This window comes from Agromyces sp. GXS1127 (assembly GCF_050565425.1).
GTDB lineage: Bacteria > Actinomycetota > Actinomycetes > Actinomycetales > Microbacteriaceae > Agromyces.
Window position 1 is genome coordinate 217,339 of the sequence record NZ_JBOCIG010000001.1, and the last position, 23,441, is coordinate 240,779.

19 protein-coding genes are annotated in these 23,441 nt (G+C 70.6%); 13 read left to right on the forward strand and 6 right to left on the reverse strand.

Annotated features, from left to right (window positions below):
• Positions 1-144: 144 nt before the first annotated feature.
• Together ACQ393_RS00995 and ACQ393_RS01000 are read left to right on the forward strand one after the other, a co-directional pair.
• On the forward strand, positions 145-1,011 hold the full coding sequence (locus ACQ393_RS00995; protein ID WP_430644944.1) for an AraC family transcriptional regulator: 867 nt from the start codon (positions 145-147) through the stop codon (positions 1,009-1,011).
• A 218-nt stretch (positions 1,012-1,229) separates the two neighbouring features.
• Positions 1,230-3,476 carry a beta-glucosidase gene (locus tag ACQ393_RS01000; RefSeq protein ID WP_430644945.1) on the forward strand — a complete coding sequence of 749 codons (2,247 nt, stop codon included), beginning with the start codon at positions 1,230-1,232 and terminating at the stop codon, positions 3,474-3,476.
• A gap of 69 nt (positions 3,477-3,545) precedes the next feature.
• Here the strand turns inward: ACQ393_RS01000 and ACQ393_RS01005 are convergent, their stop codons facing one another.
• Both ACQ393_RS01005 and ACQ393_RS01010 read right to left on the reverse strand, forming a co-directional pair.
• Positions 3,546-6,227: a family 78 glycoside hydrolase catalytic domain gene (locus tag ACQ393_RS01005; protein ID WP_430644946.1), complete on the reverse strand. Its 2,682-nt coding sequence runs from the start codon at positions 6,225-6,227 to the stop codon at positions 3,546-3,548.
• Positions 6,228-6,275: 48 nt separating this feature from the next.
• Entirely contained in the window at positions 6,276-7,301 is a 1,026-nt protein-coding gene (locus ACQ393_RS01010; protein WP_430644947.1) for a LacI family DNA-binding transcriptional regulator, read from the reverse strand.
• Between the two features lie 231 nt (positions 7,302-7,532).
• On the opposite strand from ACQ393_RS01010, the gene ACQ393_RS01015 reads away from it, so the two are divergent.
• The 6 genes from ACQ393_RS01015 (at position 7,533) to ACQ393_RS01040 (ending at position 14,402) form a co-directional block, all read left to right on the forward strand.
• Positions 7,533-8,855 carry an ABC transporter substrate-binding protein gene (locus ACQ393_RS01015; protein WP_430644948.1) on the forward strand — a complete coding sequence of 441 codons (1,323 nt, stop codon included), beginning with the start codon at positions 7,533-7,535 and terminating at the stop codon, positions 8,853-8,855.
• 68 nt (positions 8,856-8,923) lie between these two features.
• The gene (locus ACQ393_RS01020; RefSeq protein WP_430644949.1) at positions 8,924-9,859 is read left to right on the forward strand and encodes a carbohydrate ABC transporter permease; all 936 of its coding nucleotides are present in this window, start codon (positions 8,924-8,926) and stop codon (positions 9,857-9,859) included.
• The gene (locus ACQ393_RS01025) at positions 9,856-10,686 is read left to right on the forward strand and encodes a carbohydrate ABC transporter permease (RefSeq protein WP_430644950.1); all 831 of its coding nucleotides are present in this window, start codon (positions 9,856-9,858) and stop codon (positions 10,684-10,686) included. The genes ACQ393_RS01020 and ACQ393_RS01025 overlap by 4 nt, the downstream gene beginning before the upstream one ends.
• Positions 10,687-10,689: 3 nt before the next feature.
• Positions 10,690-12,816 carry a hypothetical protein gene (locus ACQ393_RS01030; protein WP_430644951.1) on the forward strand — a complete coding sequence of 709 codons (2,127 nt, stop codon included), beginning with the start codon at positions 10,690-10,692 and terminating at the stop codon, positions 12,814-12,816.
• 283 nt (positions 12,817-13,099) lie between these two features.
• Entirely contained in the window at positions 13,100-13,717 is a 618-nt protein-coding gene (locus tag ACQ393_RS01035) for a hypothetical protein (protein WP_430644952.1), read from the forward strand.
• Positions 13,710-14,402 carry a nucleotidyl transferase AbiEii/AbiGii toxin family protein gene (locus ACQ393_RS01040; RefSeq protein WP_430644953.1) on the forward strand — a complete coding sequence of 231 codons (693 nt, stop codon included), beginning with the start codon at positions 13,710-13,712 and terminating at the stop codon, positions 14,400-14,402. The genes ACQ393_RS01035 and ACQ393_RS01040 overlap by 8 nt, the downstream gene beginning before the upstream one ends.
• Positions 14,403-14,450: 48 nt before the next feature.
• Here the strand turns inward: ACQ393_RS01040 and ACQ393_RS01045 are convergent, their stop codons facing one another.
• Positions 14,451-16,202, reverse strand: coding sequence for an L-aspartate oxidase (locus ACQ393_RS01045; RefSeq protein ID WP_430644954.1), 1,752 nt, complete (start codon positions 16,200-16,202; stop codon positions 14,451-14,453).
• Between the two features lie 77 nt (positions 16,203-16,279).
• Between ACQ393_RS01045 and ACQ393_RS01050 the strand changes: the two genes are divergently transcribed.
• Positions 16,280-17,230, forward strand: a complete 951-nt coding sequence (locus ACQ393_RS01050; RefSeq protein ID WP_430644955.1) for a LysR family transcriptional regulator — start codon at positions 16,280-16,282, stop codon at positions 17,228-17,230.
• Between the two features lie 29 nt (positions 17,231-17,259).
• On the opposite strand, the gene ACQ393_RS01055 is transcribed toward ACQ393_RS01050, so the two are convergent.
• Both ACQ393_RS01055 and ACQ393_RS01060 read right to left on the reverse strand, forming a co-directional pair.
• On the reverse strand, positions 17,260-17,694 hold the full coding sequence (locus tag ACQ393_RS01055) for a TIGR03618 family F420-dependent PPOX class oxidoreductase (RefSeq protein ID WP_430644956.1): 435 nt from the start codon (positions 17,692-17,694) through the stop codon (positions 17,260-17,262).
• Between the two features lie 79 nt (positions 17,695-17,773).
• Entirely contained in the window at positions 17,774-18,679 is a 906-nt protein-coding gene (locus ACQ393_RS01060) for a right-handed parallel beta-helix repeat-containing protein (RefSeq protein WP_430644957.1), read from the reverse strand.
• 213 nt (positions 18,680-18,892) lie between these two features.
• On the opposite strand from ACQ393_RS01060, the gene ACQ393_RS01065 reads away from it, so the two are divergent.
• On the forward strand, positions 18,893-19,375 hold the full coding sequence (locus ACQ393_RS01065) for a DNA alkylation repair protein (protein WP_430644958.1): 483 nt from the start codon (positions 18,893-18,895) through the stop codon (positions 19,373-19,375).
• Between the two features lie 63 nt (positions 19,376-19,438).
• Here ACQ393_RS01065 and ACQ393_RS01070 read toward each other — a convergent pair whose 3' ends face one another.
• Positions 19,439-20,464, reverse strand: coding sequence for an LLM class flavin-dependent oxidoreductase (locus ACQ393_RS01070; RefSeq protein ID WP_430644959.1), 1,026 nt, complete (start codon positions 20,462-20,464; stop codon positions 19,439-19,441).
• Positions 20,465-20,610: 146 nt separating this feature from the next.
• On the opposite strand from ACQ393_RS01070, the gene ACQ393_RS01075 reads away from it, so the two are divergent.
• From ACQ393_RS01075 to ACQ393_RS01085, 3 genes are read left to right on the forward strand one after another with little or no spacing between them, the layout of a single operon-like run.
• Entirely contained in the window at positions 20,611-21,753 is a 1,143-nt protein-coding gene (locus ACQ393_RS01075; RefSeq protein WP_430644960.1) for a 3-oxoacyl-[acyl-carrier-protein] synthase III C-terminal domain-containing protein, read from the forward strand.
• On the forward strand, positions 21,750-22,487 hold the full coding sequence (locus ACQ393_RS01080; protein WP_430644961.1) for an iron-containing redox enzyme family protein: 738 nt from the start codon (positions 21,750-21,752) through the stop codon (positions 22,485-22,487). Before ACQ393_RS01075 ends, ACQ393_RS01080 begins: the two co-directional genes overlap by 4 nt.
• Before the next feature lie 19 nt (positions 22,488-22,506).
• A complete protein-coding gene (locus ACQ393_RS01085; RefSeq protein WP_430644962.1) occupies positions 22,507-23,409 on the forward strand; it encodes a DUF6999 family protein in 903 nt (300 codons plus the stop codon).
• The last annotated feature ends 32 nt before the right edge of the window (positions 23,410-23,441 follow it).

Consider the following 23,441-nt stretch of genomic DNA (forward strand, 5'->3'; position numbering starts at 1 on the left):
GCCACCCGCATGCCCGCCCGCCCGCCCGCCAAGCTTGACGCAAGCGCATGTTCGAGGAGGCCGGTTCGAGCCGACCGGATCGAACCGCGAAAGTCGGGTGCGCGCCCGGGGCGATGAGCAGGCTGGATGTCGAAGGAGGTCACCGTGATCGGAGCGTTGAACCGGCTCGTCGAGTTCGTCGAGGGGCACCTCGACGAGGAGATCGACCTCGCCGGGCTGGCGCGAGATGCCGGCACGACGGAGTACCACCTCCGGCGGATGTTCTCGTCGCTGGCCGGTATGCCGTTGTCGGAGTACGTCCGACGGCGGCGTATGACCGTCGCGGCATCCGATGTGCTCGAAGGTCGTGACCTGCTGGATGTCGCGGTGCGGTTCGGGTACGGCTCGACCGAGGCGTTCAGCCGCGCGTTCCGTTCGGTGCACGGCGTCGGGCCTGGCGACGTGCGCCGGGACGGAGGCCCCCTTCGCAGTCAACCGCAGCTCAGGTTCCGCCTGACGATCGAAGGGAACACCACCATGGACACTCGCATCGCCGATCGACCGGCCTTCGTGCTCGTCGGTCACGCCGCGCGCGTGCCGCTCATCCACGACGGGCCCAACCCGCACATCCAGTCGCACATCGCCGCCCTGCCGGAGGCGGAGCACCTCCGCCTGAAGGAGCTGAGCGAAGCCGAACCGGCGGGGCTGCTGCAGGTGAGCGACGACGTCGATCCCGACTACGCCGAGGGCAGCGAGCTCACCTACCTGCACGGCGTCGCCCTTGCCGAGGGGTCGTCGGTGCCGGAGGACCTCGACGTGATCGAGGTGCCGGCGGGTGCCTGGGCGGTGTTCCGCACGTCGGGTCCGTACCCGGCGGCGCTCCAGGCGACGTGGGCGGCGACGGCCGCGGACTGGTTCCCGTCGAACCCGTGGCGGCTCCGGCCCGGGCCGTCGATGGTCGCCGTGCTCGAGCGCGCCGCCGACTTCAGCACCGCGACGACCGAGCTCTGGCTGCCGGTCGAGCGCGCCTGAGGCACGAGGTTGAGCGGGGCGCGCGGGGACGGACTCGCGCGTCCCGATCGGCGTAACCCCCTTGACATCCGACGCCCGACCTTGCGAGTGTAGAACGGTCAACAAAGTGTAGATCGATCTACGGATCGATGCCTCGAGGAAGAGGGATATCCACCATGAAGTTGCCCATCACCCCACGACGCGCACGCGATCGTGAAACGAATCAATCCGCGGGGGCGGTGACCGCACCGACATCCGCTCGACGTCGCAGGGGCGTGGTCGCGGCCCTCGCGGCATCCGCTCTCGCCGTACCCGTGCTGTTCACGGTCGCGGCGCCGGCGGCCGCCGAGGAGGTCGACTGTTCGACCGTGCCCTGGATGGACACGTCGCTGACCGCCGCGGAGCGGGCTGACGCGCTGCTCGACGCGAGCAGCCAGCACCAGATGTACCGCTGGCTCGTGGAGCAGCCGGCGAACGACCCGACCCGCACGTCGTGGAACCCCGCCTTCTCGGGCGAGGCGAACGTGGTGTACCCGGCGCAGCTGCCGTGCACGCCCGTCGTCATCTACGCCAACGGCCCCGACGGCGTCTACCTCTCGGCGGGCACGACCGCGTGGCCGGGCCCGATCGCCGTGGCCGCGACCTGGAACCTCGAGCTCGGCGAGGAGAAGGCGATCGCGCACGGCAGCGAGTCGTTCGACAAGCGCAGCGCCGTCATCCTCGGACCGGGCATCGCCTCGGGTCGCACCCCGCTCTCGGGCCGCGGCTCGGAGTACTTCGGCGAGGACCCGGTGCTCTCCGGCCTCATGGCCGCGGCGAACGTGCGGGGCCTCGAGGACGGCAACCCCGACAAGCCGATCATCGCGAACCTCAAGCACTACGTCGCGAACGAGCAGGAGGAGGCGCGCGAGGAGAGCTCGTCGAACATGGACGAGCGCACGTTCAAGCAGATCTACGACCTGCCCTACGAGATCGCCGTCCGCGAGAGCGACCCCGGCAGCCTCATGTGCTCGTACAACCAGGTCAACGGCGTCTACGCGTGCGAGAACGACATCCTCACCACGAGCCTCCGCCAGGACTACCCCTTCGAGGGCTACGTCATGAGCGACTTCGGGTCGGTGCACTCGACCGCCCCCTCGCTCAACGCCGGCCTCGACCAGGAACTGAACCGCCCCATCTGGTTCAGCCCCGCTCGACTCGACGCCGCGCTCGCCGCGGGCGAGATCACGCAGGAGCGCATCGAGGAGGCCGCCTTCCGCGTCGTGCACTCGTACATCGCCGGCGGGCTCTTCGACCACCCCGTGCCCACCACGCCGGTCGCGAACGTGTCGACGCCCGAGCACAAGGCGCTCGCGAAGGAGATCGCCGAGCAGAGCACCGTGCTGCTGAAGAACGAGGGCGTGCTGCCGCTCGCCGAGGGCGACCTCACCGTCGCCGTCATCGGCCAGACGGCATCGACGACCCCGACCGACGGCGTCAGCGCCAAGACCGGCTGCGCGTGGGACTTCCCGTTCGGCCCTCCAGGAAACCAGGCGCTGAACTGCAACGCGATCGTGGACCCGCTGACCGCGCTCACCGAGCGCGTCGGTGCGGCCGGCGGCACCGTCGTCTATGACAACGGCGCCGACCCGGCGCAGGCAGCGGATGTCGCTTCCTCCGCCGATGTCGCGATCGTGTTCGGTCACTACACCATGGGCGAGACCGAGGACCTGGCCGACCTGCGGCTCGACGGCAACGGCGACGCGCTGATCGAGGCGGTCGCCGCATCGGCGCCGCACACGGTCGCCGTGCTCAACGCGGGCTCGGCGGTCGAGATGCCGTGGATCGACGACGTCGACGCGGTGTTCCACGCCTGGCACTCGGGCGAGCAGTTCGGGCCGGCGCTCGCCGAGCTCGTCTACGGTGACGTGAACCCGTCGGGCAAGCTCCCGATGACGTTCCCGGTCTCGGTCGAGGACACGCCGACGGCGCAGTCCGAGGCCCAGTACCCGGGCATCGCCGACGCCGAGGGCATCCTCCAGGTCGACTACAGCGAGGGCCTGAAGGTCGGCTACCGCTGGTACGAGGCCGAGGGCATCGAGCCGCTGTTCGAGTTCGGACACGGGCTCAGCTACACCGAGTTCGACTACGACAAGGTCAGCGTCACACCGAAGTCGACCTCGGGCGACAAGGAGATCCGCGTGCGGTTCCGCCTCACCAACACGGGGGATGTCGCGGGCACCGAGGTCGCGCAGGTCTACCTCGAGCTGCCGAGCTCGACCGGCGAGCCGTCGAAGCGCCTCATCGGGTGGGAGCGCGTGAGCCTCGAGCCCGGTGAGCACCGCAACGTGCAGGTGACCCTGACGGTGGAGGACCTCGCCGACATGCACCTCCTCGAGTACTGGGACACCGCTGCCGGTGACTGGGCGACCGCGGCCGGCACCTACGAGGTGACCGTCGGCGGCTCGGTCGACGCGGATGCCGCGGCATCCTTCGCCGTGAAGTAGGCGGGAACACGGAAGAAGTGCCGGTGCGGTGGATGCCGCACCGGCACTTCTGTGCTGGGAGGGGCTGGGTCAGCCGGCGGCGGCGCTCGGCTCGACCGACGGCACCTCGGCGACGCGCACGGCGGTCGCCGCGATGCGGTGCCGTCCGGGCCCGAGCCGGTCGGAGACGAGGGCCTCGCCGTCGACGGTGACCTCGGAGGCATCCGTCACCGGCAGGTCGAGGACCGCTTCGGCGCCGTACGGCACCTCGAGGTCGATGGCGAGGTCGCCGTCGGTGAGCTTCCAGTCGATCGCGACCGTTCCGAGCCGCGACTCGACCGAGGCACGGGCCCAGGGGATCGACGCGGTCGGGCGCGGCGACACGACGATGCGGCGGTAGCCGGGGCGCTCGGGCGTGGGCGCGATGCCGGCGACGTACCGGTAGATCCAGTCGACGACGGCGCCGTAGGCGTAGTGGTTGAACGAGATCATGCCCGAGCTGTCGCCCGTGGCCATCTCACCCGAGTGGATGCTGCCGTCGGGACCGATCGCGTCCCAGCGCTCCCAGACCGTGGTCGCGCCCATCTCGACCTGGTACAGCCACGACGGCGGCGCCTGGCGGAGGAGCATCAGGTACGCCTCCTCGACGTGGCCCGAGTGCACGAGGGCGAACAGCACGAGCGGCGTGCCGAGGAAGCCGGTCGCGATGCGTCCGTGCTCTGCACGGACGTTCCGGGCGAGCGACTCGCCGATCCGCTCGCGCTCGGCGGCGGGGGCGATCTCGAACTCGAGGGCGATCGCGGCGCCCGTCTGCGTGTCGACCGCGGCCTCGCCCCACTCGGCCCACGTGGCGCGGGCGACGCGCTCGGCGAGCTGCGCGGCGGCATCCCCCCGCGCCGGGTCGCCCACGAGGCGCTCCGCGTCGGCAAGCAGCCGGGCGCTCCGAGAGAAGAAGGCGTTGGCGACGTAGTCCGACGACACCTTGGCCTTCCACGGCTGGTCACCCGGGGCATCCGGGTCGAGCCAGTCTCCGAACTGGAACTCGGTGGGAAGCAGGCCGCGCTCGCCGGCGCGGCGCTCGAGGCTGTCGACGTAGCGGCGCATCGAGTCGAGTTGGCGGACGAGCACCTCCTCGCTGCCGTACGACTCGTAGACGGCCCATGGCACGATGGTCGCGGCATCCGCCCACCCGGCCCGGCCCATCACGCTGTGCGCTCCGCCGTCGGCCGGGAACTCGTCGCGCGTGAGGATGTTCGGGACGACGGCGGCGACGGCGCCGTCGGCGTCCTGGTCGAGTTCGACGTCGCGCAGCCAGCTCATCCAGAACGACTCGACGTCGAACAGCGTCGAGGCCGTGGGCGCGAACGCCTGCGCGTCGCCCGTCCAGCCGAGGCGCTCATCGCGCTGCGGGCAGTCCGTCGGCAGCGACACGAAGTTGTCGCGCTGCGACCAGGCGACGTTCGAGTGGAGGAGCCCGAGGCGCGGGTCGGCGCACTCGAAGCTCGAACGGGGCCGGTCGGCGCTCGAGATGGCGACCGCCATGGCCGAGACGACCTCGGCGCCGGTGACGTCGGCGTACTGGAAGCCGTGGAAGGTGAAGCGGGGTTCGAGCACGCTCTCGCCGTCGTGGGCGAGCACGTAGACGTCGGAGGCCCGGGCGGTGCGGAGCGCCGCGGTGTGCAGCGTGCCGTCGATCTCGAGCACTTCGGCGTGGCGCACCACCACGCGGTCGCCCGCTCGCCCGCGCACGGTGAGGCGGAGCCATCCGGCGATGTTCTGGCCGAGGTCGAGGAAGGTGTGCTCGCCGCGATGCTGCACCTCGACCGGCCACTCGCCGACGGTGCGCACGCCGGTCGTGATGCGGGGCTCGACGCGGGCGACGTCGACCGCGATCTCGCGCACCGGCTCCCACGCGGCGTCGTCGAAGCCGGGCCGGTCCCAGCCCGTCGGGTCGGCGGCGAGGTCGACGTCGACGCCGTCGTACAGACTCGCGAAGCGGATGGCGCCCGTGGAACGGCGCCAGTCCGGGCCGCTCGCGACGCGCACGTGCGACCCGTCGGCGCACTCCACGTCGAGCTGCACGAGCGCGGCGATCTCGGCGCCGTAGTGCTCGACCTCGTCCTCCCAGCCGAGCCGGCCGCGGTACCAGCCGTCGCCGAGCAGCACGCCGAGCGCGTTCTCACCGGAGGTGAGCGCGGACGTGACATCCCACGTGCCGAGCACGATGCGGTCGTCGTACGCCGTCCAACCGGGCGTGAGGTGCTCGCCGAGCACGTCGGCGCCGTTGATGCGCACGTCGCCGACGCCCCAGAAGGTGGCGCGGAGCCGGGCGCGGACGGGCTCCGCCGGGAGCTCGAACGCCGTGCGGAGCAGCGCCACCGGGTCGTCGACCCGGCCTGCACCGCCGACGGGGCGAGCGTCGAGCTCGGCGGGGCCGACCGCCGCCTCGACGACGAACTCATCGCTCCAGGCTGACCACCCGTCGCGCGTTGCGAGCCGCACGGCATACCGTCGCTCCGCGCCGGGCGCCAGGTCGCCGCCGGGGGCGGCGACGCCGATGGCAGCGTCGGACACGATCGGCTCGGACTCGCCGTCGGCGTCGCCCGTCCAGCGGACCTGGAAGCCGAGCTGCGGCGCATCGGCCTCGGCGCGCCACGACAGGCGGAGGCCGTGACCGGGCACGCCGATGAGGTCGTCGGGATACTGCGTGCGGAGCGCGTGTACGTGCGCGGATGCGTCGGTCTGGTCGAAGGATGGCAGCGTCGTGGACATCGAGGTCCTTCCGGGGAGCGGCCGGCGGAGCCGGCGATGGTTCGAGGGCTATCCGGCCCGAACGGCGCGCGTCGACGCACGCGACTTCAGGACCGGAGTCACGGAGAAATGCGTGGGCTCGGTGCGACCGTCGCGGATGCGCTCCATCAGCAGGCGGATGGCGCGCTCGCCCATCTCGACGCCCGACTGGTCGATGGTCGTGAGCGAGATGGCCGGATGGCTGGCCATGTCGACGTCGTCGTAGCCGACGACCGAGACGTCCTCGGGGGAGAGGCCGGCTTCGCCGACCGCGCGGAGTGCGCCGAGGGCGAGCTCGTCGTTGCCCGCGAAGATCGCGGTCGGAGCGTCCTCGTCGAGGAGGGCCAGCGTGTCGAGCCGCGCCGCATCCTCGGTCATGCCGGTGCGGGCCACGCGGATCTCCTGCTCGAGTCCCGCGGCGCGCATGCTGTCGACGTACTGCTCGAGCCGGATCGCGTGCGGCGTGCCCGAACCGGGCGCGGTCACGTCTTCGCTTCGGGTCAGGTGCGCGATGCGGCGGTGGCCGAGCTCGATCAGGTGGGCCATCGCGAGGCTCGTGCCCTCGGCGTCGTCGCCGGTGACGGTGTCGTAGTGCTCGGACGGGTCGTGGCGGCCGATCATCACGACCGGCATGCGGGTGCCGAGGCGCTCGAGCCAGTCGGTCGAGACGAGCGGTGAGATCGCGATGATGCCGTCGACCTGCCGGTCGGCGAGCGCTCCGAGCGCACGGACGCCCTCGTCGCCGTTCTCGTCTGCGGGCGCGATGATGAGCTGGTAGCCGGTGCCCTGCAGGGCGGTCGTGGCGCCGGCGACGATCTTGGTGAAGAACGGGTTGCCGATGTGCGGAAGCTCGATGCCGAGCGTGAAGCTCGAACCGCGCATCGCGCGCGCCGCGATGCGCGGGCGGTAGTCGAGTTCCTCGATGGCCGCGTTCACGCGCTCGCGCATCGCCGGGCTCACGCCGTACGCGTTGCGGATGACCTTCGAGACCGCGGCGCGCGAGACGCCGGCGTGCCGCGCGACGTCCTCGATGGTCGCTGCCCTCGTGTCGGACATCCCCGCCCTCCTCTCATCGTCGTCAGGAGCGAACTCGTTGTCACTGTACACGGTTCGGTCGAAATCGGTAGATCGATCTACGCCAACGCGCCCATGGCGTAGACCGATTTACGGATCACCTGTGTAGATCGGTTGACAAACGATCCGCTCACTCCTAACGTGGCAGTCGCCACAGCACCGAGAACTTCGGCGCACCCGACAGCGCAGTTGCTTTACATGGAGGTAAAGAAGATGGTCCCCCGATCCACGCGACGCTCGATCGTCGCCCTGGGCGCAGGCGGTCTCGCCCTGTCGCTCGCACTCGCCGGCTGCAGCGCCGGCGACTCCGGCTCCGAAGACGGAGCCGTCGAGCTGTCGTTCCTCGTCGACAACGGCGAGTCGACGGTCGCCACCGCCGAGGCGCTGGCCGAGGCCTTCCACGAGGAGAACCCCGACGTCACGATCACCGTCGAGACCCGACCCCAGGGCGCCGACGGCGACAACGTCGTGAAGACCCGACTCGCGACCGGCGAGATGGCTGACCTCTTCCAGTACAACTCGGGCTCGCTCCTGCAGGCCCTGAACCCCGACCAGACGCTCGTGAACATCGCCGATGAGTCGTTCGTCGACAAGCTCGACGAGAACTTCGTCGAGAGCGTTGCGACCGACAACGGCGTCTACGGCGTTCCGATGGGTCAGTCGATGGCCGGCGCGATGCTCTACAACAAGGACATCTACGCCGACCTCGGCCTCGAGATCCCCGAGAGCTGGGACGAGTTCATCGCCAACAGCGAGGCGATCAAGGAGGCCGGCGTGGCGGCCCCGATCGTGCAGACCTACGGCGACACCTGGACCTCGCAGCTGTTCGTGCTCGGCGACTTCAACAACGTGCTCGCCGAGAACCCCGACTGGGCCGAGGAGTACACGAACAACGAGGCGAAGTACGTCGACGAGCCGGCCTTCGCCGGGTTCGAGCACCTGCAGCAGGTCTTCGACGCGGGCCTCCTCAACGAGGACTTCGCGTCGGCGACCTACGCCGACGGCGTCTCGATGGTCGCGACCGGCGAGGGTGCGCACTACCCGATGCTCACGTTCGCGGCGTCCCAGCTGGCGACGACGAACCCCGAGGCGGCGGACACCGTCGGCTCGTTCCCGATCCCGGGCGACGACGCCTCGACCTTCGGCCTGACCGTCTGGATGCCGACCTACACGGTCTTCGTCCCGCAGTCGACCGAGGGCGCGAAGCTCGATGCCGCGAAGCAGTTCCTCGAGTTCCTCACGACCCCCGAGGCGTGCGACATCCAGTCCGAGGCCAACGCGCCCCAGGGTCCGTTCGTCGTCGAGGGCTGCAGCCTGCCGGAGGACGTGCCCGCCATGGTCTCCGACCTGCAGCAGTACTTCGACGCGGGCCAGACCAACCTCGCGCTCGAGTTCCTCTCGCCCATCAAGGGACCGGCCCTCGAGCAGATCACGGTCGCCGTGGGCTCCGGCATCACCTCGGCTGCTGACGGCGCCGCCCAGTACGACGAGGATGTCAAGAAGCAGGCTCAGCAGCTCGGCATCGAGGGCTGGTAAGCCGTACCACCGAACTGCGGGGCCGGGCCGCCCGCCCGGCCCCGCAGCCATACCCGGGAGACTCACCCATGACCACCGTGACGGCCGACGGCCGCACCGCGACGGGCCGGACGGCGGCGACGCCGCCGACGCCCGCCAAGCGGAAGCCCATGAAGAGCCCGTACCCGACCTGGTTCTTCATCCCCGCCGGCGTCTTCTACGTCGTGCTGTTCCTCATCCCGACGGTCGCGTCGTTCTACTTCTCGCTGACGCGGTGGACCCTCTTCGACGTCGAGTTCATCGGGTTCGACAACTTCATCCGCTTCTTCCAGGAGCCGCAGCTCGTCACGGGCTTCATCAACACCTTCATCTACGCCTTCCTCACGTCGGGCGCGAAGGTCGTGCTCGGCCTTCTCTTCGGGGTCCTGCTCAGCTCGCAGATCATCGGCCGCGGGTTCCTGCGCGCCACCATCTTCTTCCCCGTGCTCGTCAGCACGATCGGCGTGGGCATCCTCTTCAAGGTCCTGATGGACCCGTTCGACGGACCGATCAACGAGTCGCTCGCGGTGATCGGCATCGAGGGCCCGGCATGGCTGACCGATCCGTCGATCGCGCTGCTCTCGGTCGCCCTCGTCGACATCTGGAAGGGCGTCGGACTCGCCACGCTCATCTACATCGCCGGCATGGTCGCGATCCCGCAGGAGTACTTCGAGGCCGCGAAGGTCGACGGGGCGGGCGCCTGGAACAACTTCCGGCACATCACGCTGCCGCTGCTGCGGCCCGCGACGGTCACCGTCGTGCTGCTCTCGCTCATCGGCGGTCTCCGCTCGTTCGACCTCATCTGGGCGATGACGGGCGGCGGGCCGGGCTTCACGAGCGACGTGCTCGCGTCGGTCATCTACAAGCAGTACCAGGCCGGCTTCTTCGGCCTCTCCACCGCGGGCAACGTCGTGCTCTTCGTCGTCGTCGCCGCGATCATCTTCCCGCTCTCGTGGTGGCTCAACCGCAAGGAGGCCGACCAGTGAGAAGCGTCGCCTGGAAGTGGGGCGGCGGCTCGGTCGCCATCCTCGTCGCGTTCGTGATCTTCATCGTGCCGTTCGCCTTCATCGTCTTCACGGCGGGCAAGACGCAGGCCGAGGCGTCGTTCCTCGAGTTCAGCTGGCCGACCGAGTGGGTGTTCTTCGAGAACCTCGTCACGGTCCTGCAGAACCGGGACTGGCTGCTCGTCCGCGCCTTCTTCAACAGCACGATCCTCACTGTCGGCGCCGTCGCGATCATGGTCGTCCTCGGCGCGATGGTCGGCTACGTCCTGCAGCGCCGGAAGTCGCGCTGGAACCCGCTGGTGAACACGCTCGTGCTCGCGGGCCTCATCATCCCGCCGGCCGTCGTGCCGACCATCTGGGTGCTGCAGGGCCTCGGCCTCTTCAAGACGCTCGTCGGCCTCATCGCGGTGCACGTGGCGTTCGGGCTCTCGTTCTGCATCCTGCTGTTCCGGGCGTTCGTCGCGACCATCCCGCGCGAGCTCGACGAGGCGGCGATCATCGACGGCGCCGGCCCGGTCAAGCTGTTCTTCCGCGTGATCTTCCCGCTGCTGCGCTCGGTCATCGTGACCGTCATCGTCGTGCAGGCCGTGTTCGTCTTCAACGACTTCACGTACGCCCTGTACTTCCTGCCGGGCGACGAGAACGCGACGGTGCAGCTGACGACGTTCAACTACATCTCGCAGTCGGTGAGCTCGTTCAACCTGCTCTTCGCCGACGTGCTGCTCATCACCATCCCGCCGCTGATCATGTACATCTTCTTCCAGCGGCAGATCGTCGCCGGCATGACCTCCGGCGCCGTGAAGGGCTGACGGATGCCGCAGCAGCCGCCGCGCTCGATCGATGTGGTGCGGCGGTGGGCACGGGCCCGCTCGCCGCAGCCCTTCGACGACGCCGACGTGCTGCCGCGTGCGGCCGACCACGGATGGGCGTACGGGCGCGACCAGTACGAGCTGGCGCTACTCGGGCGCCTGGTCGACGACGGCTTCGCGGCGAACCGACACGTGCACTACCCGCGCAATCACGGCCGGCCGGCCCACCGCGTGCGGTTCCGCGCGGTCGCAACCTCGGCCGGGCGGGTGGTCGTCCGGGTGGCGGGGCGCGCCGAGGTCTCGATGCGAGCGGATGCCGCGGGGCCGGCCTCGCTCTCGACCGGGGTCGTCGTCGGTGACGACCTCCGGTTCGAGGTGCCGGTCGCGGGCGCCGTCGTCGAGTTCGACGTCGTGGCGCGCACGGGCGAGGTGCCGGCGCTCGGCATCCCGGGCGGCACGCCGCTCGCCGAGTGGTCGGCCAGTGTCGACGACGGCGCGTGGGAGCCGATCGCGTTGCGGCCGGGCGGCGAGCGGGCTCCGCACCTCGAGGCGCCCGGGCACGTCGACGTCACGGCGACGCGGCGTGCGGACGGGCTGCACGACCTCGGCGCACCACTCCTCGGAACGCCGATCCTCCCGCGCGGACCGCAACCGGTCGTCGGCAGCGGCGAGAGCGTCGCCGAGGCGCTCGCCGACGAGACCCGCCGCGAGACGCGGCACGACGTGGTCCGCACCGAGGACGGGTGGGCCACGAGGCATCCGCTCGGCTTCAGGTACCTCTCGGTGGTGACGGATGACGCGCCCGCCGAGGTGCGCGTGCGCGCCGAGGTGGCGCCGGTCGCCCGCCCGGGCGCGTTCGCGTGCTCGGACGACCGGCTGACGCGGATCTGGGCGTCGGCGCAGTACACGCTGCGCGTCTGCGACCAGGGCCTGATGATCGACGGGATCAAGCGCGATCGCATGCCGTGGGCCGGCGACCAGGCGCTCAGCACGCTCGCGAACGCGTTCGCGCTCGGAGAGGGAGGCGTCGTCGCCGACGGGCTCGTCGCGCTCGGGCGCCCCGACCACGGGTACGTCAACGGCATCGCGGACTACTCGCTCTGGTGGGTCGTCAACGCCGACCTGTACGTGCGCTACTTCGGCGACCGCGCGTTCGCCGAGCGCGAGGCGGCGCACGTCGACGCGTTCGTCGCGGACCTCGCGCGCTTCGCCGACGACCGCGGCGTCTTCCGGCCCGAGGCGCAGCGCGGCGGGTTCGTCGACTCCGGGCCGGGCTCGGTGTTCCTCGACTGGGGGCTCGCGATCGAGCACGGCCGCGACCCGGTGGCCTTGCAGATGCTCTGGTGCTGGGCGCTCCGCAGCGCCGGGCGGCTGCTCGATCGCGTCGGGCACGAGGGCTCCACGCGATGGTTCGCGCTGGCCGACCTCGTCGAGTCCACCGTGCGAGCGAGCGGATGGCTCGCCGAGACCGATCGCTGGGCGGACTACCTCGGCGCGGATGCTGCGACCTCCTCGCCCGCTCCGTACGCGAACTTCCTCGCCGTGCTGGCGGGGCTGCACTCCGGCGGCGTGCCTGACGGGGTCGCCGCGTCGATCCGCACCGGGACGGCGGGGACCCCGTTCATGACGGCGTTCCGGCTGCGCGCGAGGCTCGCCGCCGGCGAGCACGAGGCGGTCCTCGCGGAGATCGATCGGATCTGGGGCGCCATGCTCGATGCCGGACCGGGCACCTTCTGGGAGGAGGGGCCGTCGGGCGGCGACGACCTCGCCATGTACGGGCGGCCGTTCGGACGCAGCCTCTGCCACGCGTGGTCGGCGGGCCCTGCGGCGCTCATCCCGGAGGCGGTGCTCGGCGTCCGGCCGCTCGACGACGGCTGGACGCGGTTCGAGGTCGCGCCGCGCCTCGGCGGACTCGAGTGGGCATCGGCCGTCGTCCCGACGCCGCTCGGCGACCTGTTCGTCTCCGCCGATCGCTCGGGCGTGACGGTGCACGTTCCGGCGGGTGCCGCGCTGGTCCGCGGCGACCGGGTCGAGGTCGGCCCCGCGGTCGTCGACTGGGCGGGCCAGGCACCCGACGACGCGTTGGCGCCGGTCGCGGACACGAGCGGCGACGCGGACGCGACGGTCTGAGCCACTCGTCGGCGGCGCGGCCCCTGCGGGACCGGCCGGGCCGGTCTCAGTCCGCGATCGGCTCCAGATGAGTTCGGCGACGGGTCGAGGACGAACTCGTCGATGAACTGCGAAATTACTGTGTACGTGACACCGAGAAGCATCCCCTGTATCGCCAAGGTGACGACTTCACAGGTTTCATGGCCTCCGCTGGCCGGGTACTGAGCTTCAGCGTCTACTGATCGGTAGAAAAGCGATCTACCATTTGGTAGAGTCAAAGATCTACTGATCAGTAGAATCGGGGGTGATCGCAGTGCAGGACACGGATCGTGTTCTTCGTGAACTCGTCGATTCGGCATTTGCTGACCGGCGGCATTGGAGGAGTGCCGGCGATCTCGCTTGGCAGGCGGGCGTGGGGGAGAAGCTCGCATACAAGGCATTGGGTAAGCCCGCGTCGATCGGTGCGGTGACCAAGCACCCAGGTGGAGGGTTCAGCACGACCGACCCGGAACGCGTTCTCATGCTCCTCTCCGCGCGTCGTTCGCTCTCGGCGGCCCGCCGCACCACATTCGACGCTGCACAGACGCTGCTGGCTGAGACTCGCGAGTACGCGATCGGTGGAACCCGCGCGGCTGTCCAGCATCTCGGAGGTCGGAACACGGTCGCCGATCACGCACCCGCAATCGTCTACGTCTCAGAGCACACCGATCTCGATGACCTTCCCATGGGGGACTCGGCGCTCGTGCTCACAGCGGACGATCGATCCCTCCTCGGGTGGACGGAAGGCTTCACGAGCAAGGCGCAGACCTATGCCGACCTGTTCGCGCAGCCGGGGTGGCAGGCCAGCGAGTTCCGCCGAGCACTGTGGAGGGAGTGGTTCACCGTCGACGATTGGACCCGAGCGGAGGCCGGCGATGCCTGACGCGCCCATCGACGACTACGGGCATCTCACCCTCGTGCTGGACTACCTGGGTCACGAACTCGAGCCATCGATCCTGATCGGCGGATGGGCGACGTTCTTCCGGGTGGGCGGCGATATCAGCCACGACATCGATCTCATCATCGGTTCACCGGAGGTGCGGGAGCGGGTGCGCACCGCCGTGACCGGCGTCTCGGATTCGCGCCACTTGCAGGGCAGGAAGTGGCGCGGCGAAGTCGAGGGCGTTCATGTCGACGTGTACCTCCCGCATGAGTCCGAACTCGGTGGCAAGTTGCGACTGAGAGTCGAGGTCCTCGCCGAGCACACCGATCAGCTCGGGCACGGCGCATGGCGTCTGCTGGCGATCGAGGCGCACACGATATCGAAGCTTGCGGCGCTCCTCGATCGGCCCGACTCCGAGAAGGGTTTCAAGGACGCTCGCGAAATCTGGAGGCTGCTCGAACAGGGAGTCGACGCCGACGAGGCGTGCCGCATCCTCGCCGCGGCGACCGCAGGCCCGACACAGAACCTCCGTGCCCACGTCGCGCGTGCCTTCGAGCTGCTCCCGTCGCGCGCGGGCCTGAACAAGGATCAGCGTCGGCGCGTCGATCGGCTTCGACGCGAATGGGATGACGCGATCGTCGGTGCGGTCGCCCCGATCGAGCGCGGTCGCCCCGCGCTCGATTGAGCACTTCATCGCGGTCGTAGCGGTGGCGTACTCGACGACCGCCACGACCTACTCGACGAGCTTGCCGGCCGTCGACACCTCGCGCTCCATGAGCGCCGCGATCTCCTCCGGGATCGGCGGGATGGACTCGCGGGTCACCCCCGTCGACGGCGACCAGACGAGGTTGACCTGCAGGGCGGCATCCGTCTCGGGGTAGTCGCTTCGGTTGTGGCAGCCGCGGGTCTCGCGACGCTCGAGCGCGGCCTCGAGCGTGGCGCGGGCGGCGAGCGCCGCCGACTTCAGGTCGAACGCGTGGGCGAGATCCTGGTAGCCGGCGAGGTCGGGGTGCACGCCGATGTCGGCCATGCGGGCCTCGATCGCGTCGAGCTCGGCGAGGCCTGCGAGGAGGCCCGCCTCGTCGCGCACGACGCCGGCGTGCTCGGTCATGGTGTTCCGGATGGCGCGCTGCAGGGCGCGCACGTTCTCCGCGCCATCCGCTGCCAGCAGGTCGTCGATCTCGGCGCGCGCCGCGTCGACCGCAGACGCCGAACGGCGCTGGGCGTCGAGCCCGGCCGAGTAGGCGGCCGCGGCCTGCCCGACGATGCGGCCGAACACCAGCAGCTCGATGAGCGAGTTGCCGCCGAGGCGGTTCGCGCCGTGCAGTCCGGTGGAGGCCTCGCCGATCGCGTACAGCCCCGGGACATCCGTGCCGTGGTCGTCGGGACGAACCCAGACGCCGCCCATCGAGTAGTGAGCGGTCGGCGCGATCTCGATCGGCTCCCGGGTGATGTCGAGCATCTGCAGCTCGAGCATCGTCTGGTATACGCGGGGGAGGCGCTGCATGATCGTCTCGCGGGGCAGGTGCGAGACATCGAGCCAGACACCGCCATTGGCGGTTCCGCGCCCCTCCTTGATCTCGGTGTACGCGGCCAGGGCGACGCGGTCGCGCGTCGAGAGCTCCATGCGCTCGGGGTCGTACTTCGCCATGAAGCGCTCACCGAGGGCGTTGGTGAGGATGCCGCCCTCGCCACGGGCGGCCTCGCTGATAAGGGTGCCGGCCGCGCTCTCGGGCTCGATGATGCCCGACGGGTGGAACTGGACGAGCTCGGGGTCGCGCACGCGGCCGCCGGCCTCGACGGCGAGGCGCCACGAGTCGCCCGTGTTCTCGTCGCGACGCGATGAGGTGCGGCGCCAGATGCGGTTGTGGCCGCCCGCGGCGAGGATCACCGCGTCGGCGTGGATGAGGTAGCGGGTGCCGTCCTCGAGGTCGAAGCCGTAGGCGCCGAAGACCGCGCCGTCGTCGTTCACGAGGATGCGGGTCACGTAGACCGTGTCGAGGATCGGCACGCCGAGCTGCGCGGCGCGGTTCATGAGCGTGCGCTGGATCTCGAGGCCCGTGTAGTCGCCCGCGAACGCGGTGCGGCGGAACGTGTGCGCGCCGAAGAAGCGCTGCGAGATGCGGCCGTCCTCCTCGCGGGCGAACGGCATGCCGTAGCGCTCGAGGTCCTGGATGCCGCGGGCCGCGCCCTTGGTCACGGTCTCGACCGTGCGCGGGTCGGCGAGGAGGTAGCTCTCCTTCAGGGTGTCGGCGGCGTGCTGCTGCCAGCTGTCGTCGGCGTCCATGGTGCCGAGGGCGGCGTTGATGCCGCCGGCAGCGAGCGAGGTGTGCGCGTCGGACTTCGCGCGCTTGCCGAGCGCGAGCACGTCGATGCCGGCCTCGGCGAGCTCGATGGCGGCGCGCAGGCCCGAGCCGCCCGTGCCGATGACGAGGACGGTCGTGGAGAGCTGGCGCTCGGACGCGGTGGTGCCTGAGGTGGTCATGCGCTCCACGCTAGGTCAGGCGGTTACATCCGTCCAATGCATCTTCAGTGTAAAGACGATGCGTTTAAGCTATCGATATGAACCTCGAGCAGCTCCGGTCGTTCGTCGAGGTCGCGCGCTTCGGCAACTTCACGCGCGCCGCCGAGGAGCTCTACCTCGCCCAGCCGTCGCTCAGCCGCCAGATCGCCGCGCTCGAGCAGGATCTCGGCGCCGAGCTGTTCCACCGCGCTCGCGGCGGCTCGACGCTCACGGTCGCGGGCGAGTCGCTGCTGCCGCTCGCGAAGCGCATGCTCGCCGACGCGGATTCGGTGCGCCGCGAACTCGCCGAGCTCGCCGGCCTCGAACGCGGCCGCGTGCGCCTCGGCGCGACCCCGACGCTCTGCATCAGCCTCGTCGCCGAGGTGCTCAGCGCGTTCCACGCGGAGCATCCGGCCATCGAACTGCACCTCTCGGAACAGGGTTCGCGCGGGCTCCTCGACGCCCTCGCGGGTGGCGAGCTCGACCTCGCGCTCGTCACGACGACGGATGCCACGGCCCCTGGTCGATTCACCGTGACACCGCTGCTCGTCGAAGAGCTCGTGGTCGTGTCATCCGCCGCTGCACCCGCCGTGACCCACCGCGACACGATCGCGCTCGCCGAGGTCGCTCGACTGCCGCAGATCGTCTTCAGCTCGACCTACGACCTGCGGGCCGCGACGGATGCCGCCTTCCGCGCCGCATCGCTCGAACCCGACGTCGTGCTCGAGGGCGCCGAGATGGACGCCGTGCTGCGGTTCGTCGAACGCGGCCTCGGCGTCGCGATCGTGCCCGCGATGGTGCTCATCGACCGGCCCGGGCTGCGGGCGGTGCGGCTCGAGGGCGCGGCGCTCGAGCGCACGATCAGCCTGGCGAGACCCGCGGATGTCGCGGCGACCGCCGCCGTCGAGGTCATGCAGTCGACCATCGCGACGACCGCCGTCGCGTTCGCTGCTCGGGCCGGGAAGACGATGCGACTCGCGCCTCCGGCGCCCACTGCCCAGCCGGCCTGAAGCAGGATCGAACCGCGACCGGTCAGCGGTCAGTCGGCCTCGCCCGGGTCGGCGCTCGCGTCGGCGCCCCGGCCATCGCCCACGTCGCGCATGCCGCTCGACCCGAGCACCCGCTCGACCGTGAGCTCGAGCACGACGCGCCGCGGGTTCGGGCGCGGCGGCCGATACCGCGCGGCGTAGAGCTCGACCGCGGCGGCGACGGCGCCGGGGTCGTCGAGCACGCGGACCGACCCCTCGAAGCTGATCCATCGGGGGCCGTCGACGGTGTTGACGCTCGCCCGCCCGGAGCGCTCGGCGTTGACGAACTTCTGCGAGCCGCGGCTGCCGATGACCCGCACGACGCCGTCGAGGTAGGTGATGCCCACGGGCACCGAGTGGATGCGTCCGTCACGGCCCAGCGTCGACAGCGTCGCGAGGTGGCGCTCGGCGAGGAAGCTCCGGGCGGCGTCGGTGATCACGGGCATTCCTCCGAGGGTCGGCGGGTGATTCGGCACCATCGACCGTAACCCGACGCCGCGGATGTCCGCGGCGAACGTCTGCCGCTCACGGAGCCGTGCAGACCACGCCCTCGCACTGCGGCTCGACCAGGTTGCCGGCCGCCTTGTTGCCGCCGCCGTCGGTCGACGCGCCCGTCGCGACGATGCCCTGGCCTCCGTTGTACGTGGCCGTGTTCTTGACGACGAGGGCGTTCGCCACGCGCACGCCCGCGCCGCCGTTGGCGGAACTCGTGTTCTGGCTGACCGTCGTGGCCGACGTGTCGGAGCCAGCCACGACGCCGTCGCCCCAGCCGCCGGTCACGGTGTTCTGGCTGAAGGTGGTGCCGACCGCCCCACCGAACGCGTTCAGACCCCCAGAACGAGACCCGGCCACCTGATTCTTCGACACGGTGTTCCCCGATGAGAAGTCCGCGACCGAGATGCCCCACGTGTTGTCGGTCACCGTGTTCTGGGTGACCGTGTTGTTCGAGCTGAGGCCGAGGCGAATCCCGTCACGGCCGTTCGACGACACCGTGTTCTTCGCCACGAGGTGGCTTCCGCCGCCGGCGAGGTTGATGCCCTGGTCGTTGCCCGTGACGGTGAGCTTCGTCACCGTCGCACCCGACGACTGGTCGAGCACGACGCCGGCCTGGAACCCGGTGACCGTGCCGTGCGTCACCGTCACGCCCGTCCGCTGCGCCACGCGGACCGCGGCGTGGGGCGTCGAATACGCGCCGGGGCCCGAGATCGTGTGGCCGCCCAGGTCGAGGGTGACGCCGTTCGCGCCGATGACGAGGCCGTCACCCGTGGCGTCGCACACCAAGTCGGTCGTGAGCACCGTGTCGACCAAGATCACGTCACCGCACTGCACGCCGTCGACTGCGTGCGCCGGAGCGCTTCCGATGATCGCCGCGGTCGCGGCGAGTGCCAGGGCGGATGCCGCGGCCGCGACCCTGCTCGTGAGAACCGACATGGTGGACCCTTCCCCCGTGCCGCCGACGTCGACGGCGTCGCCGCGGCCCGGTCGGGTCGCGAGGCTCACGCTAGAAGGCCTGATCAGGGCGGTCAAGGGGCTCCGGCCCGGTCTGAGCGAATGTGCCGTGGACTGGGGGTGTGCGCGGCCGTGCGGTCTGGCCGGCGCGGCCATCCGGCTCGAGCACCGGTGCCGCCGGCCCAGAATCGAAGGATGACGACGCCCGCCGCCGACTTCATCGATCGGACCCTTCGCGCGGAGGGCGACGAGCTGCGCGCGAGCGCGGATGCCGAGCGCATCGGCGGCGGGCTGCGCTTCTACGGCGCCTCGGTCGGAGCCGTGCGCGGCACGGTGCGAGACGCGGGTCGGCGGCATCCTGAACCGACGCACGACGAGGTCACCGCGCTCGCCGCGGAGCTTTGGTCGGAGCCGGTGTTCGAGCGTCGGCTCGCCGCGATCGTGCTCCTGCAGGGGCACGTGTCGATGCTGCGCGGCAACGACCTCACCCGGCTCGAGCAGTTCCTGCGCGACGCACGCGTGAGCGAACTCGTGGAGCCACTGGCGAGCGACGTCGTTCGCCCGCTGCTCGATCGGCTCGAGGGCGCCGAGGCTGCGCGAGCGCACGGGATCGTCGATCGCTGGGCCGCCGGGACCGAGCCTGGCCTGCGGCGCGCTGCGTCGTTGCTGCGGGCCTGAAGCGAATGCCGGTGCCTCGCCGAGTCGAAGATGGAGCCGCGGGACGCGGGCCGCTCGGGCCGCTCACCGCCACCCGAGTGCGGGTGCGACGTGGGTCAGGATCGACTCGAGCACGTGCGCGTTGTAGTCGACGCCCAGCTGGTTCGGCACGGTGAGCAGCAGGGTGTCGGCCGCGGCGATCGCCTCATCCTCGCGCAGCTGCTCGATGAGGGCGTCGGGTTCGGCCGCGTAGCTGCGGCCGAAGACGGCGCGGTAGTCGTCGATCACGCCGAACTGGTCGGACTCGTCGCGTTGTCCGCCGCCGAAGTACGCGCGATCCATGTCGTTGACGATCGCGAAGATCGACCGGCTCACCGAGACCCGCGGTTCGCGCTCATGCCCGGCCTCGACCCAGGCGGCGCGGAACGCGTCGATCTGCTTCCGCTGCTGCACGTGGAAGGGCTCGCCCGACTCGTCCTCCTTGAGCGTCGAGCTCATGAGGTTCATGCCCTGCTCGGCCGCCCACACGGCGGTCGCATCGGACCCGGCGCCCCACCAGACGCGGTCGCGCAGCCCGGGAGACTGCGGCCGGATGCCGAGCGGCCCGGGATGCGGGTTCGGGAACATCGGGCGGGGGTTGGGCTCGGCGAAGCGTGCCCCGTCGATCACCTGCAGGAACACGGTCGTGTTGTTCCGCGCGACGTCGGCCATGGTCGATCCCTCGGGCGCGGCGTAGCCGAAGTAGCGGTAGCCGTCGATGACCTGCTCGGGTGACCCGCGCGAGACGCCGAGCTGCAGCCTGCCGCCCGCGATGAGGTCGGCCGCGCCGGCATCCTCGGCCATATACAGGGGATTCTCGTAGCGCATGTCGATCACGCCCGTGCCGAGCTCGATCCGGCTCGTCTTCGCGCCGGCGGCCGCGAGCAGCGGGAACGGGCTGCCGAGCTGGTTGGCGTAATGGTGCACGCGGAAGTACGCGCCGTCGGCGCCGACCTCCTCCGCGGCCACCGCGAGGTCGATCGACTGCAGCAGCACGTCCGACGCCGAGCGCGTCTGCGAGCCGGGCGAGTTCGACCAGTGACCGAACGACAGGAATCCGATGTGCTTCACGATGGCCTCCGTGGTCGGGCACCGGCACGATCGCGGGCCCCCGAACATCATCGCGCACCCTGCGTGCGAGTCGGCGCCCGCATCGTGCAGGATGTCCCGTGGACAGGTGCCACGGCCGTGACACCCCCGTGCCCTACTGTCATCCCATGGGCACGACGGCGTCTGCGTACCTCACCGGCTTCGGCCGGTACCTTCCGGGTGATCCGGTCGACAACGACGGCATCGTGACGCGGCTCGGCGGCGACGACCCGGTGACCGCGCGCATCCGCGGCATGATCCTCGAGCAGAACGGCATCCGGCAGCGGCACTACGCGCTCGATGACGACGGCGAGCCCACCGAACTGAACGAGGAGCTCGCGGTCAAGGCGCTCCGCGCCGCGCTCGACGACCGCGGCATCCGCCCCGACGACCTGCGCATGCTCGCGACGGCGACGACGATCGGCGACGTGCTCGTGCCGGGCTTCGCCTCGATGGTGCACGGCCGCCTCGGTGGCGGGCCCATGCAGCTGCTGTCGGCGTCGGGCGTGTGCGCGTCGAGCCTGCAGGCGCTCGACGCGGCCGTGAGCAAGGTCAAGCTCGGCGACCACCCGCGCGTCGCGGTCGTCGGGTCCGAGCTCGCGAGCCGCAGCCTCCGACAGCGCCGGTTCGACGGCATCCGCGCGGGCATGGACTCGCACTTCCTGCGCTGGATGCTCTCCGACGGCGCCGGCGCGGTGGTCGTGGAGTTCCAGCCGCACCCGAGCAGGCCGTCGCTCCGCGTCGACTGGGTGCGGCACGTCTCGCTCGCCCATGAGCACGACGTGTGCATGCGTGCGGGGATGGACGGGCTCGAACCCGAGGTCGGGCGCACCTGGCAGGACGTCGGCATCGGCGACGCCGAGGCATCCGGCATGTTCGTCTTGAGACAGGACGTGAGCGTGCTCGACGACCTCGCCGGCGCGGGGCTCCGCGAGTTCGAGCAGCTCGTCGACATCGGCCTCGTCGACGTGAGCCACCTCGACCACGTCGTCTGCCACTACAGCACCAACGCGTTCCGCGACCTCGCCTTCGACGGGCTGCGCAAGCGGATCCCGACGCTCGACACCGACCGCTGGTTCTCGAACCTCGAGACCTGCGGCAACACGGGCGCCGCCAGCATCTTCATCGCCCTCGAGGAGGCGTGGCGCACCGGCCGGTTCTCGCCCGGCGAGACGATCCTCCTCGCCGTCCCCGAATCCGGCCGCTTCTCGTTCGCCTTCGCCCACCTCACCGTGGTCGCCCCACCGGATCAGCAAGGAGCCTCGACATGACGACCGACACGACGACGCCCGCACCCGCAACTGCCGAGACCGCGACGACGGATGCCTCGAGCGCGGCCTCGCCCGCCGACCCCGCCGCGCTCTCCGACCGCCTCGCCGACGTGTGGGTCGATCTCGAGGAACGCCTCGACCGGGTGCCGATCCTGCGCGCGCTCGCCGAGGGCACCGTGACGATCGACGACTACCGGCGGCTGCTCTTCAACCTGCGGCAGCAGGTCGTCGACGGGGCGCCGTGGATCAGCCGCGCCGCATCCAACTTCGACATCGACCACTTCACGCTGCGGGCCGCGGCGATCAAGCACGCCGAGGAGGAGCACCGCGACTACCTCATGCTCGAGCGCGACTACGTCGCGATCGGCGGGTCGCTCGACGAGCTCCGCGCGGGCCGGAAGAACCTCGGCTCCGAGGCGCTGTCGGGCTACATGTTCACCTACGCCGACCGGCCGAACCCCGTCGGGCTCCTCGGCGCGATGTTCATCATCGAGGGGCTCGGGGCGAAGCGCGCCGCGGGCTGGGCCGCGCGGTTCCAGGAGGTGCTCGGGCTCGCCGACAACCAGGTGCACTTCATGCAGTACCACCAGGAGGCCGACGGCGCGCACACGGGCGACCTCCAGGCGATCCTCGACTCGGGCATCATCGACGACGCGGCCGCCGACGAGATCGTCCGCTGCGCCGAGGTCGTCGCGCGGCTCTACGCGCTGCAGCTCGAAGAGTTGGACCGCTGACGTGCCGAAGATGCGGAGCGTGCCCAAGGTGCCGGGCCTGCCGAAGGTGCCGAAGGTGCCGGTGCCGAGGGTCCCCGAGTACGTCCGCTCCGACCCGAGCATGTGGCAGGCGGTCTACGCCGACCCGTCGGTGCCGCTCGATCGAGCACTCGTGCGGCAGATCATCAACGACCAGCGGCGCCTGTCGCGGCGCTGGCTCTACCCGATCGCGCGCGTCCTCTCGCGCGTGCTCGTCGCGCTCATTTCGATCGTGAAGCGCGTGCTGCCGTTCCGGTGGATGCCGCTGCACACCATGGACGTGCTGTGCGTGTGGTTCCTCCGCCGGTTCGTCTCGCCCGACGCCGTCGACCTGCTGATCCGGCACTTCGTCGTCGAGACGAACCTCGTGAACTTCATCATCCGGAACACCCCGGTCGACATGGAGCCCGTGACGCTCCGGCCCGAGGCGCTCTCCGGCCTCGGCGACCAGGCGGTCGTCGAACACGATGTCAACGTCTACGACGTGCTCATCGCGCTCGACGACGTGCCGCTGGAGAAGCCCGAGACGCTCGACTTCTCGCAGCTCGACGTGCCGCCGCTCGACGCCGAGCGCGGTCGGCGCCGCCTCCTCCGTCTCGACATCCAGACCGCGCTCTGCTTCATGAACATCCCGTTCTCGATGGCGCTCACGGTCGAGGAGTACCGCCGCGCCGTGCACTCGATCCGATTCGACGACTCGTTCCTCGAGATCCTCGCGCTCGTCACCGACGACGACACCTTCCGCCACTGGAAGCTCGCGGGCATGAGCCTCTGGATGGACTCCAACGTCGACGTGCCCCGCATGGTCTACCGGCATGCGCTCGTGTGCGAGTACGCCCACGCGCGGCTCGTGAAGCTCGCCGGCGGCGCGTACCCGCGGGACACTTCGGCTGCGTTCGACTGACGGTCGCGCCGCGCCGGCCGGCCGAGCAGACG

What these genes read in the sequence shown, in the direction of transcription:
- ACQ393_RS01050 (WP_430644955.1), top strand. Translation starts at nt 16,280, where the DNA reads ATGAACCTCGAGCAGCTCCGGTCGTTCGTCGAGGTCGCGCGCTTCGGC.
- ACQ393_RS01060 (WP_430644957.1), bottom strand. Translation starts at nt 18,679, where the DNA reads ATGTCGGTTCTCACGAGCAGGGTCGCGGCCGCGGCATCCGCCCTGGCA.
- ACQ393_RS01045 (WP_430644954.1), bottom strand. Translation starts at nt 16,202, where the DNA reads ATGACCACCTCAGGCACCACCGCGTCCGAGCGCCAGCTCTCCACGACC.
- ACQ393_RS01015 (WP_430644948.1), top strand. Translation starts at nt 7,533, where the DNA reads ATGGTCCCCCGATCCACGCGACGCTCGATCGTCGCCCTGGGCGCAGGC.
- ACQ393_RS01065 (WP_430644958.1), top strand. Translation starts at nt 18,893, where the DNA reads ATGACGACGCCCGCCGCCGACTTCATCGATCGGACCCTTCGCGCGGAG.
- ACQ393_RS01030 (WP_430644951.1), top strand. Translation starts at nt 10,690, where the DNA reads ATGCCGCAGCAGCCGCCGCGCTCGATCGATGTGGTGCGGCGGTGGGCA.
- ACQ393_RS01040 (WP_430644953.1), top strand. Translation starts at nt 13,710, where the DNA reads ATGCCTGACGCGCCCATCGACGACTACGGGCATCTCACCCTCGTGCTG.
- ACQ393_RS01005 (WP_430644946.1), bottom strand. Translation starts at nt 6,227, where the DNA reads ATGTCCACGACGCTGCCATCCTTCGACCAGACCGACGCATCCGCGCAC.
- ACQ393_RS01055 (WP_430644956.1), bottom strand. Translation starts at nt 17,694, where the DNA reads ATGCCCGTGATCACCGACGCCGCCCGGAGCTTCCTCGCCGAGCGCCAC.
- ACQ393_RS01080 (WP_430644961.1), top strand. Translation starts at nt 21,750, where the DNA reads ATGACGACCGACACGACGACGCCCGCACCCGCAACTGCCGAGACCGCG.
- ACQ393_RS01020 (WP_430644949.1), top strand. Translation starts at nt 8,924, where the DNA reads ATGACCACCGTGACGGCCGACGGCCGCACCGCGACGGGCCGGACGGCG.
- ACQ393_RS01010 (WP_430644947.1), bottom strand. Translation starts at nt 7,301, where the DNA reads ATGTCCGACACGAGGGCAGCGACCATCGAGGACGTCGCGCGGCACGCC.
- ACQ393_RS01075 (WP_430644960.1), top strand. Translation starts at nt 20,611, where the DNA reads ATGGGCACGACGGCGTCTGCGTACCTCACCGGCTTCGGCCGGTACCTT.